12 protein-coding genes and 1 pseudogene are annotated in these 18,207 nt (G+C 53.1%); 3 read left to right on the top strand and 10 right to left on the bottom strand.

What is annotated here, in order from left to right; translation table 11 throughout:
• Positions 1-218: 218 nt before the first annotated feature.
• From K7397_RS00160 to uvrB, 4 genes are all read right to left on the bottom strand, one after another.
• Positions 219-2,222, bottom strand: a complete 2,004-nt coding sequence (locus K7397_RS00160; protein ID WP_223065911.1) for a stalk domain-containing protein — start codon at positions 2,220-2,222, stop codon at positions 219-221.
• A gap of 57 nt (positions 2,223-2,279) precedes the next feature.
• Positions 2,280-3,455 (bottom strand): S1C family serine protease, encoded by a 1,176-nt coding sequence (locus K7397_RS00165; protein WP_223065912.1) that lies wholly within the window; start codon positions 3,453-3,455, stop codon positions 2,280-2,282.
• 334 nt (positions 3,456-3,789) lie between these two features.
• Positions 3,790-6,651, bottom strand: coding sequence for an excinuclease ABC subunit UvrA (gene uvrA, locus K7397_RS00170; protein ID WP_223065913.1), 2,862 nt, complete (start codon positions 6,649-6,651; stop codon positions 3,790-3,792).
• Positions 6,652-6,667: 16 nt separating this feature from the next.
• Positions 6,668-8,662: an excinuclease ABC subunit UvrB gene (gene uvrB / locus K7397_RS00175; RefSeq protein ID WP_223065914.1), complete on the bottom strand. Its 1,995-nt coding sequence runs from the start codon at positions 8,660-8,662 to the stop codon at positions 6,668-6,670.
• A 327-nt stretch (positions 8,663-8,989) separates the two neighbouring features.
• Between uvrB and K7397_RS00180 the strand changes: the two genes are divergently transcribed.
• Both K7397_RS00180 and K7397_RS00185 read left to right on the top strand, forming a co-directional pair.
• Positions 8,990-9,781, top strand: a complete 792-nt coding sequence (locus K7397_RS00180; protein WP_223065915.1) for a flagellar motor protein — start codon at positions 8,990-8,992, stop codon at positions 9,779-9,781.
• Positions 9,778-10,617 (top strand): OmpA/MotB family protein, encoded by an 840-nt coding sequence (locus K7397_RS00185; protein ID WP_223065916.1) that lies wholly within the window; start codon positions 9,778-9,780, stop codon positions 10,615-10,617. The genes K7397_RS00180 and K7397_RS00185 overlap by 4 nt, the downstream gene beginning before the upstream one ends.
• A gap of 97 nt (positions 10,618-10,714) precedes the next feature.
• On the opposite strand, the gene K7397_RS00190 is transcribed toward K7397_RS00185, so the two are convergent.
• Positions 10,715-11,347, bottom strand: a complete 633-nt coding sequence (locus tag K7397_RS00190; RefSeq protein ID WP_223065917.1) for a nitroreductase family protein — start codon at positions 11,345-11,347, stop codon at positions 10,715-10,717.
• A 291-nt stretch (positions 11,348-11,638) separates the two neighbouring features.
• On the opposite strand from K7397_RS00190, the gene K7397_RS00195 reads away from it, so the two are divergent.
• Complete coding sequence (locus K7397_RS00195; RefSeq protein WP_223065918.1) at positions 11,639-12,781, top strand: GNAT family N-acetyltransferase; 1,143 nt, start codon at positions 11,639-11,641, stop codon at positions 12,779-12,781.
• Positions 12,782-13,176: 395 nt separating this feature from the next.
• Here the strand turns inward: K7397_RS00195 and K7397_RS00200 are convergent, their stop codons facing one another.
• From K7397_RS00200 to K7397_RS00225, 5 genes and pseudogenes are all read right to left on the bottom strand, one after another.
• Positions 13,177-13,644, bottom strand: coding sequence for a hypothetical protein (locus K7397_RS00200; RefSeq protein WP_223065919.1), 468 nt, complete (start codon positions 13,642-13,644; stop codon positions 13,177-13,179).
• A gap of 336 nt (positions 13,645-13,980) precedes the next feature.
• Positions 13,981-14,279: pseudogene (locus K7397_RS00210) on the bottom strand (DUF5316 domain-containing protein).
• 107 nt (positions 14,280-14,386) lie between these two features.
• Complete coding sequence (locus tag K7397_RS00215) at positions 14,387-14,893, bottom strand: hypothetical protein (RefSeq protein ID WP_223065922.1); 507 nt, start codon at positions 14,891-14,893, stop codon at positions 14,387-14,389.
• Between the two features lie 256 nt (positions 14,894-15,149).
• Positions 15,150-16,475: a PDZ domain-containing protein gene (locus K7397_RS00220; RefSeq protein ID WP_223065923.1), complete on the bottom strand. Its 1,326-nt coding sequence runs from the start codon at positions 16,473-16,475 to the stop codon at positions 15,150-15,152.
• An 87-nt stretch (positions 16,476-16,562) separates the two neighbouring features.
• A complete protein-coding gene (locus tag K7397_RS00225; RefSeq protein WP_223066114.1) occupies positions 16,563-18,056 on the bottom strand; it encodes a S41 family peptidase in 1,494 nt (497 codons plus the stop codon).
• Positions 18,057-18,207: the final 151 nt, after the last annotated feature.

Raw genomic sequence — 18,207 nt, forward strand, 5'->3', positions numbered from 1 at the left:
GGTCGTTGAAGGGGTTTTGATGATTCCGGATAGTTTTAAAAAATTATTTAACTAGGTGAATGAATACACTATGACCGTACAAGGCCATTAAGAAGTAGTCTCCTTCTGGGAGACCTGCGGTCGAAATTGTGATCGGTTGATTGGCCTGGTCAGCGGAAACTTCAACCTTCTTGCCCAAGCCTTCCTCAACTTTTTTGTCTAACTCATCCTTGGGCTAATCAATCCTGCTTCAAAAACGCAAACGACTTCTCCACCTTGCTCATCGCCGCTTTCTGCTCTTCTGTGGCATTGGCGTCGTTCAGCGTGAAGGTCAGCTTATAAAAGATGCCTTTGTGGCTGAAGGCGATGACCCGTTTGCTCAGCGGTACGCCATCCAGCTTTTGCCCAATGGAAAAGATCGTTGCCGGAATACCGGCAAATTGCGCATTTTCCACACCTTTCAGCGTGAAATCGCTGCTGCCGGCAGCCGCTGCCGTGTAAGCGTTGCGCAGCTGGCCGATGTACAGCTCCGGTTCGTCGCTTTGCACCGTCGCCAGCTTGAAGCTGCCGCCCGGCAGGTTGTACTGCACAGATGATTCCTCGAACTGATCCAGTTCCGGAGTCCAGTACCGCGGAATTTGAATGGTGAAACCATACGTTGTGGACGTCTTCGTAACCGTCTTGGAAAGATCGGTTTCCATCGTCCGGTCTTCCAGCTTGCCGAAGGATTCCTTGACCTGGTCGAACGGAATTTCCACCGAATCCAGCAGCATGCGCAGGACAGGGTCTTCAGCGCTTTCTGTATCCTGGCCGGATGCCGGATCAGCGACTTTAGGCGCTGACGTGTATTCCATCACATAACGGTATCCGTCCTTCAGCAGCAGCACCTGATAGACCGATCTCCAGCCGCTGCCGTTGTTGATCTCTGATTTGAGCAGGGATGCTTGTTCACCGGACAGTTCCACCTCGGAAACTGCACCAAGCCGGTGAGCGGAAGCGATGTAAAGCTTGTCCCATTTTGCCTTGAGCTGTGCGGTCCAGCTCTCCAGGGTCACGCCGGACGGGTTCGTGGAAATACTGAAATGTACGCTTGAACCGTCCGGACCGATGAAGTCCGTTCCGTTAGCTCCTTCTTCCCATCCTGCCGGGATGGTTAAGGATATGCCATAATCGTAGCTGTAGGCGTCTTGGGAGCCGTCTGGGGCAAAAGAGAGATCCTCAAGCGTGTTGTCATCCTTGTCAAAAGAAGGCTGGAAGGAATTCAATAAACCGGCGTACGCATCAAAATCCTGATACGTATAAGCATCCACAAGCGAGAAATAGACGAAATAAATTTTATGGTCGGCATAATAAGCTCTCGTTTCCCACATTATTCCGTCTTCATCGCTGGAAATCACGCGTCCATAAGGCACTTTCCCGGCCTCTGCCGTTTCTTCATGAAGTACCGTTTCCTGATTGGCTTTGGCCTCTTCGATCAGATTGTCAAGCAGCGATTCGGCATCCTGTTCAGGCTGCCCTGTCTGCACATGAATTTCCAGATAATAGTTGCCTTCCGTATCACTAAAGGAAACATAACTGCCATCATCCCCGCCGTCTGGCAGCATCTCTCCGGGGTTGTTGATGCTCCAGCCGTAATAGCTGCTGCCAACCCTGGCTTTGTCGGTCTCTTCACTGCCCGGTTCACTGTCGTCTCCGGAATTCTTCTTATCTACAGTCAGCTTGACGATGATTTCCCCATTCGCCGCCGAAAGGGTGGCCCCGAGTCCTTCCGCTACCGGACGCAAAGGCACCATTAGAACTCCGTTTACCATAACCGGAGGAGCAGCCGCTTTGATTTTCGCGGTTTTGGTCCAAATGATCGGACTGCCGATCGTCAAGGTAACGGCACGATTGCCGAGCGCCATCTTGACCACATCGCCGTCCTCCAGACGGGTTTCAGCGCCGAATGCGGTTCTGAATACGCCCAGCGGAACCATGATCGTTCCACCCGAGATAAACGGAGATCTCAAAATGCTCTCCGCCTTGCCGTTGATCACAGCGGATCTGCTTCCTGTCTTCAGCCGCAGTTCCTTCTGAATCACTTCTTTACTTTCGGCGGAACCTGTGCCAGTGTCCGCCTTGATGCCCGTAAGCGCACCGCCTTCATTGGCGGCGGCCAAGGCCGTGTCTGCTGCAGAAGGTGAGATGCCCGCCAGAAGCATGGCTGCCACGAGCAGGGCCGTTGTTTTATTTTTTATGGTCATATATGTCCATCCTTTTTTCCCTTTATCGTGATTCCTAGTCAAAAACGGTTCCTGACCCTAGTTATCGCCGCTATCACTCTCACTGCTTCTGTCCGTTGTCAGCACCAGGCTGTGTTTGACTATATCGCCTTTGGACTGCATCCACAGCGTTACCGTCTGGCCCGGTTTAAACTTTTTGAGCATCTCATTAAGGTCGACCAAGGAGGACAGGGGCGTGTTGTTCAATTTGTAGATGACATCGCCCTCCTGGATGCCAGCCGCTTTGGCTGCAGCAGAGTTCACGCTAATCACCGTCAGCGGATCGTTGCTCGGCAGACCGATTTCGGCGGACCAGCCTTCTTCAAGCTCCAGGCCAAGCGAAGGCCGCAAAACTTCTCCATACTGAAACAGCTGATGGATCACGTAACGTACGGTGTCCGCAGGGATGGAGAAGCCCATATTTTCCACGCCAACCGCTTCGTATTTCATCGAATTGATTCCGATGACTTCACCCTGCATATTCAGCAGCGGTCCGCCGCTGTTGCCCGGGTTGATGGCCGCATCCGTCTGAATCAGGCGATAGGACACATTGATGGCACGGTTCAGCCCGCTTACAATCCCTTCCGTTGCGGACCCCCGCAGGGAGAACGATACAGGTGTGCCGAGAGCAATGACTTTGTCCCCTACCTGTGTCACCCTGGAATCTGGCGCCAGCTTCGCCGGCTTAAGCCCTGTCGCATTAATGCGGATAAGAGCCAGATCGCTTACTTCATCTATGTATGATTCCTCGATGGTATATTCTTTGCCTGATGAAGTGACAACCGTTGCGTTATCGATTCCATTGATCACATGAGCATTCGTAATGATCCATCCGTCTGACTTGATAATGACACCGGTGCCATGCGCCAAATCGTACATTCCTTTGTCTGAAGAAGCGCTGTTGTCGCCGCTGCCATTGCTGCTGCCGTCTCTGTAATCGCCTGATGCCGCTTCGCCTATAATTCCGACGACCGACGGAGATACCCGCTTGATAATTGCGGGAATGAGATCGCTTGCCGCTGCTGTTTTCACGGCCTGCGCCTTCGAAGCCTTCATGCTTGTCTTTGCTGCGACTTGTACCGTGGTGACGCCTTTCTTCTGAGTCGTTATCGCTTGTTCGGCCACGGCCTGTGCCCCTGCTTCCAGATGGCTGTCCGCAAGCATGACGGTTGCAAGCAGCAAAGCGGCCGTACTGATTTTCCCCTTAAAATTCATGACTCAACCCTTCCCCTACTGTGACTTCTAAATCCGCCGTTTATCTCTGCCTAGTAATCTCTCTAGTAGTTTCCAATTTAACACAGTTTCTGAAACTGAACAATTGACGGATTATCCTATTCAATCTTTATCGCTCAATGCAGTAATATTTTCGTCCTCTATCAGAGGACTTCAACTATTAGTAGAAAAGATGAGACGATTATTCCGGATAGAAGCAGAGGTTAGAACTGGAAAAATAAGAGCAGCAGACTATTCTCATCCGCTGCTCTATTTATTGTTGTTCTATCCTCGTACTCCAGCTTCCTCACAAAGCTGCTCGGTCTAATACCGGCTCTTAACTTTGCATCTGCAGCAGCACGGCACTGCGCTTCGTATCCCGCTCCAGAATCGGCTTCAGGTAACGTCCGGTGTAGGACTCTTCCACCTGCACGATTTGTTCCGGCGTGCCTGTGGCGATAATCGTTCCGCCCCCGCTGCCGCCTTCCGGCCCCAGGTCAATGATGTAATCCGATGTCTTGATGACGTCAAGGTTATGCTCGATCACGATCACCGTCTCGCCGGAATCGACCAGACGCTGCAGCACCATGAGCAAACGGTCGATATCGTCCACATGCAGCCCGGTTGTCGGCTCATCCAAAATATAGATCGTCTTGCCTGTACTGCGCCGGTACAGCTCGGAGGCGAGCTTCACGCGCTGCGCTTCACCGCCCGACAGGGTGGTCGCAGGCTGCCCGAGCTTCACGTATCCGAGACCAACATCCAGCAGCGTTTGCAGCTTGCGGTGAATCTTAGGAATGTTCTGGAAAAAGTCGGTCGCATTCTCGATGGTCATCTCCAGTACATCAGAAATGCTGTGGGCTTTGTACTTCACTTCCAGCGTTTCCCGGTTGTACCGTTTGCCTTTGCAAACTTCGCAAGGCACGTAGATGTCGGGCAAAAAGTGCATCTCGATCTTGATGATGCCGTCCCCGTTGCAGGCCTCGCAGCGGCCGCCCTTGATGTTGAAGCTGAACCGGCCTTTCTTGTAGCCGCGAACCTTCGCTTCGTTCGTCTGCGAGAACAGATCGCGGATATCATCGAACACGCCGGTATAGGTCGCCGGGTTCGAGCGCGGCGTACGGCCGATTGGCGACTGGTCGATGTCGACCACTTTCTCGACATGCTCCAGTCCGCGGATTTCGCGGTACTGCCCTGGCCGGACTTTGGCTTTGTTCAGATCCCGGGCGAGCGTCTTGTACAGAATTTCGTTCACGAGCGTCGATTTGCCTGAACCGGAAACGCCGGTCACGGATGTAAAGACGCCGATCGGGAACTTCACGTTGATGTTCTTCAGGTTGTTCTCCTTCGCACCGCGGATTTCAAGCCAGCGGTTATCGGTTTTGCGGCGCTCCGGATTCACCGGAATAAATTTCTTGCCGCTCAGGTATTGTCCAGTCAGCGATTTCGGGTCGTTCATCACTTCCTGCGGCGTACCTTGGGAAATGACCTGACCGCCATGAATGCCGGCTCCCGGTCCGATATCGATAATATAATCGGAGGCCAGCATCGTGTCTTCATCATGCTCGACGACGATCAGCGTATTTCCGAGGTCCCGCATTTGGCCGAGCGTCGCAATCAGCTTGTCGTTATCGCGCTGGTGCAGTCCGATGCTGGGCTCGTCCAGAATATAGAGCACGCCCATCAACTGCGAGCCGATTTGGGTAGCCAGCCTGATCCGCTGCGCCTCCCCGCCGGACAGCGTTCCCGCAGAGCGGCTCATGGTCAAATAGTCGAGGCCGACATTGACCAGAAAGCCCAGGCGGCTGCCTATTTCCTTAAGGATCAGATTGGAAATGGCCTTATCCTTCTCATTCAGCTCCAGCCCGTCAAAAAAGTTCATCGCATCGCCAATGGACAGATTGGTGACATGCGAAATATTCACGTCGCCCACCGTGACGGCCAGCACTTCCTTCTTCAGGCGGTGGCCTTTGCATGTCTCACAAGGCTTCGCGGCCATAAAGCCTTCAATATGCTCGCGAATCCCGTCGGATGCCGTCTCGCGGTATCGGCGCTCCAGATTGTTCACGATGCCTTCGAAGGGCACATAGGCGTCCTTCATTTGTCCAAAATCATTCTGATAGCGGAAATGGACCTTCGTCTCTCCGGTTCCGTAGAGGAGCACCTTCATCTGCTCCTTGCTGAGCTCCGATACCGGAACGTCCTGGGGAATGTCATAATGCTCCGCGACCGATTTCAGAAACTGCGGATAGTAATTCGAATAGCCTCCGGCCCATGCTTCAAAAGCGCCTTCTTCAATGCTCTTGCCTTGGTCGGGGATAAGCAGATCCGGGTCGATCACCATTTTCACGCCAAGTCCGTCGCAATCCGGACATGCGCCGAAGGGGCTGTTGAAGGAGAACATGCGCGGCGCAAGCTCTTCAATGCTGAAGCCGCAGATCGGGCAGGCGTAGTTGGAGCTGAAGCGAAGCTCTTCCTGTCCCATAATGTCGACCAGCAGCTGTCCGCCGGACATCTTGAGCGCCGTCTCGATGGAATCGGCCAGACGGGACTGCACGTCTTCCTTGATGACGATCCGGTCTACGACGACTTCAATGGTATGCTTCTTATTCTTCTCCAGTTCAATGTCTTCGGACAGATCCCGAATTTCACCGTCAACCCGAACCCGCACAAAGCCCTGCTTGCCGATTTCGGCAAACAGGCTCTTGTGCTCGCCCTTGCGGCCGGAAATGACCGGCGCCAGAATCTGCAGGCGCGTCTTCTCCGGATATTGCATAATGCGGTCAACCATCTGCTCAACCGTCTGCGAGGTGATCTCGACGCCGTGCTCCGGACAATGCGGCTTGCCGATCCGGGCAAACAGCAGGCGCAGATAATCATAAATTTCCGTCACGGTTCCTACCGTCGAGCGCGGGTTGCGGCTCGTTGTCTTCTGGTCGATCGAAATGGCCGGAGACAAACCTTCAATAGAATCAACGTCCGGTTTCTCCATTTGGCCGAGGAACTGGCGGGCATAAGCGGACAAGGATTCCACATAGCGGCGCTGGCCTTCCGCATAAATCGTATCGAATGCGAGTGAAGATTTGCCTGAACCGCTGAGCCCTGTAATGACGACCAACTTGTCGCGCGGAATCGTGATGTCGATATTTTTCAAATTGTGCGCCCTTGCGCCTTTAACGACTATATTGTCAAATGCCATGTATCAAATATCCTCCTTATTCCGCTTTCAGTTCCAGCATTGCATCGCGCAGCTCCGCGGCTCGTTCGAACTGCAGATTTTTGGCGGCTTCCTTCATCTCCGCCTCCAGCCGTTTGATCAGCGATTCCCGGTCCCGCTTCGACAGCTTCTTGCCTGCCCCGTCCGGCAGGTATTCGCCCTTGCTCTCCGCCACTTTAGTCGCTTCTATCACATCGCGCACTTTCTTGCGGATCGTCTGCGGCGTAATGCCATACTTCTCATTATAAGCCATCTGGATGCTGCGCCGGCGCTCGGTCTCCTTGATAGCTTTATCCATCGACTCCGTGATGTTGTCCGCATACATGAGCACTCGGCCGTCGGAGTTCCGCGCCGCCCGTCCGATGGTCTGGATCAGCGACCGCTCCGACCGGAGGAAGCCCTCTTTGTCGGCGTCCAGGATCGCAACCAGCGAAACCTCGGGAAGGTCCAGCCCTTCCCGCAGCAGGTTGATGCCGACAAGCACATGAAACGCCCCTAACCGCAGATCCCGGAGAATGGTCATTCTCTCCAGGGTCTTGATATCGGAATGCATATACCGGACCTTAATGCCGATTTCCTTCAAGTAATCGGTCAGATCCTCGGCCATCTTCTTCGTCAGCGTCGTTACGAGAACCCGTTCATCCTTATCGATGCGGTCGCGGATTTCCACGATCAGATCGTCGATCTGTCCCTTCGTCGGCCGAACCTCGATAATCGGATCCAGAAGACCGGTAGGACGGATGATTTGCTGAACCATTTCGTTAGTATGCTCCAGCTCGTAAGGGCCTGGTGTGGCCGACACATAGATGACCTGGTTCACCTTGGATTCAAATTCCTCAAACTTCAGCGGTCTGTTGTCCAGCGCGGAGGGGAGGCGAAAGCCGTGCTCCACGAGCACCGTTTTGCGGGCCTGGTCACCATTGTACATCGCGCGGATCTGCGGCAGTGTCGCATGGGATTCGTCGATCACCACAAGCATATCGTCCGGAAAATAATCCAGCAGCGTATAAGGCGTGGCGCCGCGCTCCCGGAATGTCAAAGGACCGGAATAGTTCTCGATGCCGGAGCAAAAGCCGACTTCCTTCATCATTTCAATATCATAGCGCGTGCGCTGCTCGAGACGCTGCGCCTCCAGCAGCTTGCCCTGCGAGCGAAGTTCCTCAAGCCGCTGTTCCAGCTCCCGCTCGATATTGATGAGCGCAAGCCGCATCGTCTCCTCCTGCGTAACAAAGTGGGAAGCCGGAAAAATCGCCACATGTTCCCGCTCACCGATGATTTCGCCGGTCAGCACATCGATTTCCGTAATCCGTTCGATTTCATCGCCGAAAAATTCGACCCGGATCGCATGTTCGCTATTGGAAGCCGGGAAAATTTCGATCACGTCGCCCCGGACGCGGAACGTTCCGCGAACGAAGTTAATATCGTTCCGCTGGTACTGAATGTCGACCAGACGGGAAAGAATCTGGTTCCGCGGCTTCTCCATCCCGACGCGCAAGGACAGCAGCAAATTTCCATACTCGATCGGGGAACCGAGACCATAAATACAGGAAACGCTGGCTACGATCACGACATCGCGGCGTTCGAACAGCGAGCTTGTGGCCGAGTGGCGGAGCTTGTCGATCTCTTCGTTGATGCTTGAATCCTTCTCGATATACGTATCGGAGGACGGGATGTAAGCTTCCGGTTGATAGTAATCATAGTAGCTCACAAAATAATCCACCGAATTGTTCGGGAAGAACTCTTTAAATTCACTGGCCAGCTGCGCCGCCAGCGTTTTGTTGTGGGCAATGACCAGTGTGGGACGGTTCAGTTTGGCAATCGTCTGAGCGATTGTAAATGTTTTGCCCGTTCCCGTTGCACCGAGCAGCGTCTGATGCTTCTTGCCCTGTCTAACGCCTTCCACAAGCTCTTTAATGGCTTCGGGCTGGTCTCCCTGCGGCTGAAAATCGGAAACCAGCTCGAATTTTTGGTCACTGACGACAATATCGCTCATTGTCCAACATCACCCTCATCATCTAAAATGAAAACTATGAAACTTTCTTGGCAAAAAGGAAGAAATTTCTTTTCTTTTTCACAAGTTTTACCGTTTTTGCGACAAAAATAAGTAAAGTATTAGGGACAACACTTTACTTGCCGATATTAAAAAGAGGCATCCGCCTCATCCTTTAAACCTTTATACATTCCTGTATCCAAACATTGCATAATATAAGAATGCGTGTTCCCATTCATTATAACTGTTTCACGGCATGGATGCAATCGGAAAGTCAAAGGGAAAAGGGGTTTCAAGCGGTCTAATCTAGTAAAGGAGTGATTGTTTAAAATGGACTTGATTACTATTATCGGCATTCTGCTGGGAATAGCCGCGGTCGTGGGGGGATTTTTATGGGAAGGCGGACATGTCGCCGGTCTTTTGCAGCTGACTTCAGCCCTGATTGTATTCGGAGGAACGATCGCAGCGGTCCTGGTCAGCTTTTCGCCGGCCAAGCTGAAGACTCTGCCTCAGGCGATTTCCTTTGCCTTTACCTCGCGCCGGCAGGATACGGAAGCCTTGATTCAGGATATCGCGGAAATGGCCATGACGGCCCGCAAAAACGGCGTGCTTGCCCTTGAGCGGAAGGGCGATGCGCATGAGGAGCCCTTTCTGAAAGAGGGCATCCAGCTCGTCGTGGACGGAACGGACCAGCAGCTCGTCAAGCAGATTATGGAGCTTGAAATCGATGCTCGCGAAAGCCGCTGGGAAGGCTTTGCCAAGCTGTTCGAAGCGGCCGGCGGCTATGCGCCGACCATGGGGATCATCGGTACCGTCATGGGGCTGATTCATGTGCTGGGCAGCTTGCAGGAACCGACCAATCTCGGGCCGTCGATTGCGCTCGCTTTTACGGCAACCTTATACGGGGTAGCCAGCGCCAATCTGATTTTTCTCCCGATCGCATCCAAGATCAAGTCCCGCAGCGAAGAAGAGATTCAGCGGATGGAAATGATCGTTCTGGGCGTTCTTTCGGTGCAGAATGGGGATCACCCTTTGCTGGTCCGCAAAAAGCTGGAATCCTTCGCCTCCGCAGATCCGAAGGAAATTAAAGCCGCTCGCGCCAAAGTCGAGGAAGCCATATGAGACAGCGCGGCCAAAGAATCAAGAAGGGCGGCGCAGAATCCAAAGACCGGTGGATGATCACCTACGCCGATCTGATTACGCTGCTGCTTATCTTTTTTGTGATCATGTATGCCATGAGCCGGCTCGATACGGAAAAATATAAAAATGTGACGGAGTCCCTGCAGCTTACTTTCAACAGCGGCTCAGGAGGCGGAAATTCGGTGCTAGACGGAAGCAATGTGCTTACCGGTTCCGAAAAACCGAATATAGCGGATCATCCCGCTCCGGGCAGCGATCCAAAAAGCTCGGCCGCACCCGCCGAAAGCCAGGGTCCGAAGAGCGGAGAACAGCCGCTTAGCGAACGCGAGCTGGCTTTCCGCAAACAGGAAGAGCAGCTCGCCAATTTAATGAGCATGATCGAGCAGTATGTGAAAGACAACCATCTGGAAAATCAGATCTTTGTCACGGACAAACCGCAGGGAATTGCCATTACGCTCAGCGACCAGTTTCTGTTTGATACGGGCAAAGCCGACCTGAAAGCCGGCTCCGAGAAGATGCTCGCCAAGCTGGGCAGTCTGTTCAGCCAGCTAAATCTCGGTACGAAAATCAGCATCGAAGGGCACACCGACAATCAGCCGATCGTCCATACGTCCAAGTATCAGGACAATTGGGAGCTTTCCGGCGCGCGGGCCCTGTCGGTACTGCGGTATTTTCTGGATGTCATGCAGCTTGACCCGGACAGCTTTCAGTACGCCGGTTACGGGGATACACACCCGGCAGCGGACAACGCCACCAAGGAAGGCCGCCAGAAGAACCGGCGGGTGGAAATTACCGTCCTCCGGCAGCTTCAGCGGTAGCCAGGGACGCCTGATCCCGGACAGCACAAAGAACCGAAAGCCTTGCGTCAACGCGGATGGGCTTTCGGTTCTTTTTTTCAATACTGAAAATACAAAATTAACTGTTAAATTTCCCGAACGTGACAAACTCGGCAACGGGCTTGCGGTAACCGCGGGGACGCTGCTGCGACGTATCTTCCTTGCCAAGCGCAATCATCATGACGGGCAGCAGATGATCCGGAATGTTCAGCACTTTTCTGACCGTTTCCGGGTCAAACCCGATCATCGGGCAGGTATCCCAGCCCTTGTCTTTGGCATTCAGCATGAACAGCATGGCGGACAATGAAGCGTTCCGGATCGCCTCATCATGGCAGAATTCCTTGCCTCTTGAGACATACAGATTATTGACGTTCTGGATCAGCATATCGTACTCTACCCCGTTCAACATGCCGAGGCTGCGCATGCCGCCGTAAATTTGATCGGCCTTCTTGTAGGCGTCCAAGTCACCAAGGACAACAATTACTGCTGAAGCCGTACCAACCTTGTATTGGCCAAAAGCCGCTTCCTTTAGCAGCTGCTTGTTCTCGGGATCGGTAACCGCTGCATAATGCGCATGCTGCAAATTAAAACAGGAGGGGGCATAGCTCGCCATGCGGAACAGCTCAGACAGCTCGCTCTGGCTGATTTCAACATCCGTCTGGAACTTCATGGCCGACCTGCGGGATTTGACCAGTTCATCAAAGTGACTCATTTTGCATCGTCTCCTCTATGTACGAATTTAATTGTTAATAGCGTCTATCTTTAACTATATAAAATATAGTTAGTATAATTATACTACCGTAATTCCTTCCGAAAAGTAAATTATTTCTTTTCCTGTGAATTCGGATCACCAATATGGCTTTGGCTGGATTTTGACTTGCTAGGACTGATCCTTCTGATTTTCTGTTTGCCTGCTTTTGCTTGACTTCCGAAAGGCGGCTTCAGTAAAATTGGGCAATGATGGAAGGTTAACGCCATAAACCATATAAAGGGGATGCTTAACATGGAGCAAATCCGGCCACTGCGGACGGAGGATTTGAAAGAAGCAGCGCGACTTGCCGATAAGGTGTTCAGGGATGCCGAGCAGAAGTCGATGGGAGAGGCTTTTCCTTATATTTTTGCTGCTGATGCTCCTGAATCAATTGGCGTCTATGAGGGTGGCCGGCTTGCTGCCTTTATGGGCATCGTTCCCGGCTGCATCCGGATTGGTCCCGCCCGGCTGAACGTCTACTCGCTCGGATCCGTTTGTACGCATCCGGACGCCCGCGGCAAAGGATACGCCAGCCGCCTGCTGGAACGTGCGATCAGCCATATCAACGACGCCGGTGCCTCCCTGATGCTCGTCTCCGGGGAACGCTCTCTGTATTTGCGTGCCGGTTGCCGGATCTTCGGACAATCCCGCGGGTACGTTATTACGCCCGCGATTGCCATGACGCATCCGGACTCTTTTCGGATTCGAAGCCTGCAGGCCGGCGACAGCTTTGCCATCGCCTCGCTCGCAGCTCAGGAAGAAGCCCGTTACGAGCTCAGTCTCTACGATCTGTCGCTGCTGATTGCTAAGGAATCGCTCGCCAGCTGTTACAAGCTGGTGCACCGGACTTTGATCGCCGAGCAGCCCGGCGGCGACATCGCCGCTTTTGCCGTCATCGGAGTGCCTGCCGCCCCGCTCGTCAAGTCGGTGCCGAAAGTCATTGATGCGGCCGGCGATCCTGCGGCGATAGCCGAGCTCTGCGCCCACGCCGTGAACCTGTATCGCCTGAACTCGCTTGAAGTCTCTGTAAGCGCACACCGAGCCAGTCTGACGAAGCTCCTCGAAGATTACGGCTATGGCGGTGAGCATCATCCCAACAAAGGGACGGTCAAAATCATTGACCCGGCCAGGCTATGGAAACAGCTGCTGCCTTATCTGAGAACCCGACATCCGGACGCCGACCGTTTGTCTGTCGTGTCCTCTCCAAGCACAAGCGGTGACGGTGCCATCATTTGGCTTGACGATACCGTTTCCGCCGAACTGAATATGGATGGGTTCCTTGCCCTTATTTTTAATGAGCATTCCGATCTGCAGCTGCCCAAAGACATCGGGGATCTCCTTTCGGAGCTGCTGCCTATCCCGTTCCCTTATACGGGCGGGCTGAGCTATATTTAACACTAAAAAAGCCCCCTGCACACCGCCCGTTCTACCGGACCCTGTGCAGGGGGCTTCCCTCGTTCTTTCGGACTGGAAGCAGTCCGCATGCACGCTAGGACGCTGTCTTATCTGTCATCTGCCGTGTGGCGTGCCGTATGACGTGTGCGTGCTGCGTGCCGTTTGGCATGACCGCCTTGAGCTGTTACGCAGGGCCATGGATGCGATCCAGGAGGCCGATCGCGCGGTGCGGCGTCAGCAGGAGCAAGAGCAGTGGCGCAAGCAACAGAAGTCTCGTGGGCACGTTAAACATCGCGATCACGGGTATGAGCGGTGAGTCAATCAACCCGATATTCTTACGGTTTCAACCGGCAGCTAGTTCCCATTCAAGAGTCCGCTCGGTTTGATCAGGCTGGCTATTCGGCACCAATTGGGTCAAGCTGAATGGTCTCCGACGATTTGTTCCACCACACCTGCATTTGCACGGGGGAATCAGGATTGGCGGATGCACCGTTTCCACCCGAGGAGCCGAGGTTGTACACATTGCCGATATTATCGACGCTAGGCAGTGTTCCGTGGCCATCCTCGCCGCCGTCCGTGTCGTACTCGTAACGGAGTTGACCCGAAGGTCTAGGGTCCTTAACAATATATTTCATGAACAATCGTGATGTGTGATTCTCCTCTCCTGTCGGCTTATAGACGATATATACGGCCGCCCAATGCTCCGAATACCCCCGGAACTCGTGAACGTAGTCCATTTCGCTACCTGATGCGAGGGCCTGAATAGTATTGCGTTCCATGCCGATGTATACACCATTCTCATTCTGTTTACAGCCGCTAAGCAGCAGCGTGCCCGCCAGCAAAAACGTCAAGATCGTTCTCATCCCATGAGAGCCTCCTTTGACACGAATAATCCTAACACTTCTTTATGATTCAGTGCGGCGATGCCACCGCAAAGTAGATTGTAATATTGGGTAATCACCTAATAAATACTGTAATCACAAGGATTTTAATGTTGTTCCGAATTTATTTATTGGTATTGGAACTTGTCGGTTCGGCACGCCATAAGTCCACTCAATCCAAGCGGAAACCACTCATCGTAAGCAAGGTTTTGTTCCGTTACTCATCATTTTCGGAACTTTTGACGTAAAATTTCCAGTGCTTTACAGACATTTGCAGGTAGTGTCAGCTACGCTAGTACTACCCCAATTACGTTATGCTCAAAACCATTTCGAACCGAAGTAGAGCATGATACACACAAGTAGATTCGGTAAACCAACCAATAAGAAAAATGTGGATAATTTGAACCTTCGATTCATTGATTCCCTGCTTCGGTCGCCATATCCACACGTCTAGAATCAGGATCAATAAAAGCGCCGGAAAAAAGTGCGGCTAATATTAAGGCAGCCAATCCAACATAGCCGGACAACTTAATAGCAATGGAGATATCCCAAGCAACGACAGACATACCGGCAATGACGACAAGTATAACGAGTCCAACCCAGAGCGGTTTTTTCATTCTTACCTCCTCGTCATTTATGAGTTTTAAATTATATTAACACAGTCTTCGCAATATGGATCAAAAAAAAGGAAAGCCACCAAACTATTGGCGGCATTCTGTTTCCATTATATATCCAGGTAATTCATCAATTCCAATTCCCAGGTCTCGTTATTGATTAGGTCTTTTACGGTGCATTTCGAATAGACACCCAAGTCTCCGTATTTGCCCTGTGATGCAGATACCGGTTTCCAAGTACTGTCGGCAGTTATGCTAAACGAATCAGATGAGGGGTACGTATCTTTTTGTTGGAGTACATAAAAACCATCCTGAGTCCAACCCCCTGCTCGAAGGCTTGCAAATCGATTCAGGATGCCAATTTGAGAGTCCGAGTTTTGCCAACCTCCTGTTGCATTTAATATCTTGTAGTGATGGGCCCCGTTTATATACACATCGTCCCAATAAAAGGTTGAATAAGCTCTTACGCTGTAGCTTGCGTCTAATTTGGAATCGCTTCTTGATCCATCTGCTAAAATCTCGGCAAATGTTGTGGTTGCATAGGTTTCAGTTAATGAACCATTACGATGCACGCGTTTCAGTCTTTGGGTAGTGCAATAAATTTTTGCGTTTTTCACTTCTCCTGTTTTCGTATTCCTTGCAAATGTATGTGTTTCTATTATCGAGATCTCTTTATCCGAAATTCCGTTTTTTGCCCGTTGTAGCAGTTCACTTTTATCTGTAATCTCTGCTTGTTCGAATACAACCTTGCTCCCGATTTCACGGGGGGTGGCAAATGCCGAGTGACCAACTGCCGCGTACCGCGTACTACACTACACGCTGCGTGCCGCTTGCGTACCACTTGCGTCCCGCGCACCGCATCGGCAAAGCCGCTTACAGCTTCGCCGGCTTCTCGCGCCCGGCGCCGCGCTCCGCCTTGCCGCGCTGCCTGCTGCCATCCCGCCGCTCGGCGCTCCGCTTCGGCGACAGCAGCTGCAGCAGCGAAGGCGCGCCGGAACGAACTACGGCCGGAGCGTCCTCATCCGGCGCCAGAATGACGCCGAGCTGATGATGCTCGCCCGCATAGATCGCGCGCTGCAGAAATTTGCTTTCGCCGTCCAGGTTGAGCACCTCGAGCTTGCAGAAGGCGGAATTGATCCGCAGCGCCTCGTGCAGCTGCTCTTTGGTCCCGATGTCGACGCCGTTCACGCGGACAATCACTTCTCCGGCCGTAATGCCAAGCTCCGCCGCAGGGCTGTCCGGAAGCACGGCGAGCACCTTCAGGCCGCGCTGGGGGTGAACGAAGAACGGGCTCCGGTTCTGTTCCTCGAACCGGCTGTACCAGATCAGGCCTTCATGCAGCGCAAAGGCCAGAATGGCGGCAGCCAGGGTGAAAGGGCTCCACCAGCGGGCAATCAGGGCCATGCCGAGCACGAGCAAGCCGTAAAACAGCACCCGGCTGGAAGTCAGCCTCGTCTTCGCTTCCGGCAGCAGGCTGATGGTCATTTCCGAGAAGCCGATCATCACCGGCAGGCCAATAAGCGCAAAGCCGCCCTGCCATGCGTCCCCGCCGAAGACCGGCGTCCAAGGCAGCACGCTTCCTGCCGTTTGCGCCGGAATGAGCAGGAACAGCGGAATCGGCCACAGGCTCTGCATCTGATAGCCGCCGACCGGCCGCCCCCTTTTCCCTTCATAGAACAAAGGCCCGGCAAAGGAAGCGCCCTGCCATCTCACCAGCAGCGCTTCCGCGACATGCAGCAGTCCGGCCAGCCCCAAAAGGGCCGGGATGTTAAGCTCGCTCACCGCGGTCAGCAGCTGCCCGCTGAAGCCGCCTGCTTCATCAGCAGGAAACAGGCTCACGACAAACTGCACAACTCCTAGCAGCCCTGCCGCATAAGCCAGACACAGATAACGAACCCTCAGCAGCATAAGCAGCAGCGATGACGCCCAGAGCAAAAGAATGCCTTCCGTGCTAAGCGTCATACCGAGAAACAGGAAGATTACCGACACGGCAAGACCCGCAAGCAGCCCTCCCAGAAAGGTTCTCCAGGTTTGCAGCCCCCATCTGTGCAGCCGGGCATGAAACAGCTTCCGTTCCAGCAGCACCTGCCTCCGGTATTGAAGGGTAATCAGGATAATCGAAATATAATAAAATGGCTGCAGGAGCAGCTTCACGGAAGCTTCCGTGAAGTTCCAAAGCCATTCCATCAGTACGTCCAAAGCGATCACTCCCCTTAGGCTGTATTAAGTCCGCAAAGCTGCAGCTTCAAAAAAAGGGAAGGCTGACACCAGCCTTCCCAGCTTGCATTATTTATTCGACGAAGCCGCTCCGATCTCCTGCCTGATTTCCTGATAGGCGCGGCCAAGCTGCGCATCGTTCGCCGGATCCGTAATTCTCGCGATCAGCGCGGCCTCCAGCTGGTCGGCCGTATTTTTGTCGATCTCGCCATTTGCGCCCAGCTTGTGATCCGCCTGGAACTGTTTGACGGCGGAGACGGTTTCCTCGCTGAAATAACCGTCATCGCGGCCCGGCTTGTAGCCAAGCCCAATCAGCATCGTCTGCGCGCTCTTCACGTCACCGCTGTTGTTGTCATACTTCAGCGTACGTTCCTTGTTGATCGGGGCTGCCGAGAAGTAGGCCGGTTGATTGACGGCAATATCCGGCTTGATTCCTTTCTTGTGAATCCATTCCCCGTTCGGCGTCAGCCATTTCGCCATGGTAATCTTCAGCAGGCTGCCGTCCGCGAAATCACGATCAAAGCTCTGCTGTACCGTCCCTTTGCCGTACGTGGTCTCGCCGATGAGCTTCGCACCTGCGGATTCCTGAAGGGCGCCGGCCAGAATTTCTGAGGCACTCGCGCTGCCTTTGTTGGTGAGCACGACAACTGGATAGGTTTTGGCTGCACTGATTCCCGTCGACACCGTTTTTTCACGCTGACCGCCCTTGTTCTCCACCTGAACGATCATTTTCCCTTTTGGCACCAGCTGCTCCGCCATGTCGATCACGATGTTCAACAAGCCTCCGGGATTGTTCCGCACATCAATGATCAGCCCTTTCATTCCCTGGCTTTCCAGCTTGTTCAGCTCGGTTTTGAAGCGCTCCCCCGTATTCATGGAGAATTCCGTAATTTCGATCAGGCCGATTTTATCATCGGTCATGCTGGCCTTTACCGTTTCAAGGGCGATATCATCCCGTTTTATGTTAAACTCCATCGGTTCCGAAACTCCCGAACGCTGCACCTTAATCACGACTTTCGACCCTTTGGGGCCTCTGATTTTGGCAACCGCTTCACTTAAGGACAGCCCCTCAAGAGATTCTCCGTTCACGGACAGCAAAATATCTTTAGCACGGATACCCGCTTTTTCCGCCGGCGAGCCCTTGATCGGCGATACGACAACCACTCTTCCGTTGTCCATTGAAACCTCGGCCCCGATTCCCGAGAAAGAACCCTGAATCTCCTGCGTGAATTCCTTGGCCGTTTCTTTCCCCATATAGGAGGAAAAAGGGTCGTCCAACGCGTTCATCATGCCCTGTATAGCGCCATCAACCAGTTTATCGGTATCTACATTCTGATAATAATTTTTCTGCACGAGATTCAGTGCCTTCTCCACCTTGGTCAAGGCGTCCTTGTTGCTGCTCGTCTTCTGAGTTTGAGCGGCCAGATCGGAAAGCATGCCCGCAGCGGAAGTAGCCGTACCGTTTCCCGCAAAGCTGAGTGTACCTGTTATGAGCATGGTCAGCACGCTGCTCCCGATCAGCGTCATCAGCATCAACAGGATGACTGTCTTCTTCTTGAACATGAATGATGCACCGCCTTTTCTTTGTTCCATCTGTCTCACCTGCGATTAAAGAATGGCTTTAGCCCGTCCTCCAGCATTAGAAATGCTTTACCTTCAGAAAAGGATGCCCCTCCTCTTGCAGGAAAAAGCATCCGTCCACATTTATCCATTC

Source organism: Paenibacillus caui (genome assembly GCF_019904135.1).
Classification (GTDB): domain Bacteria; phylum Bacillota; class Bacilli; order Paenibacillales; family Paenibacillaceae; genus Fontibacillus; species Fontibacillus caui.

Bases quoted from the DNA above. Each gene is read 5' to 3' on its own strand.
- K7397_RS00160 (WP_223065911.1), bottom strand. From the start codon at position 2,222: ATGACCATAAAAAATAAAACAACGGCCCTGCTCGTGGCAGCCATGCTT.
- K7397_RS00165 (WP_223065912.1), bottom strand. From the start codon at position 3,455: ATGAATTTTAAGGGGAAAATCAGTACGGCCGCTTTGCTGCTTGCAACC.
- uvrA (WP_223065913.1), bottom strand. From the start codon at position 6,651: ATGGCATTTGACAATATAGTCGTTAAAGGCGCAAGGGCGCACAATTTG.
- uvrB (WP_223065914.1), bottom strand. From the start codon at position 8,662: ATGAGCGATATTGTCGTCAGTGACCAAAAATTCGAGCTGGTTTCCGAT.
- K7397_RS00180 (WP_223065915.1), top strand. From the start codon at position 8,990: ATGGACTTGATTACTATTATCGGCATTCTGCTGGGAATAGCCGCGGTC.
- K7397_RS00185 (WP_223065916.1), top strand. From the start codon at position 9,778: ATGAGACAGCGCGGCCAAAGAATCAAGAAGGGCGGCGCAGAATCCAAA.
- K7397_RS00190 (WP_223065917.1), bottom strand. From the start codon at position 11,347: ATGAGTCACTTTGATGAACTGGTCAAATCCCGCAGGTCGGCCATGAAG.
- K7397_RS00195 (WP_223065918.1), top strand. From the start codon at position 11,639: ATGGAGCAAATCCGGCCACTGCGGACGGAGGATTTGAAAGAAGCAGCG.
- K7397_RS00200 (WP_223065919.1), bottom strand. From the start codon at position 13,644: ATGAGAACGATCTTGACGTTTTTGCTGGCGGGCACGCTGCTGCTTAGC.
- K7397_RS00225 (WP_223066114.1), bottom strand. From the start codon at position 18,056: ATGTTCAAGAAGAAGACAGTCATCCTGTTGATGCTGATGACGCTGATC.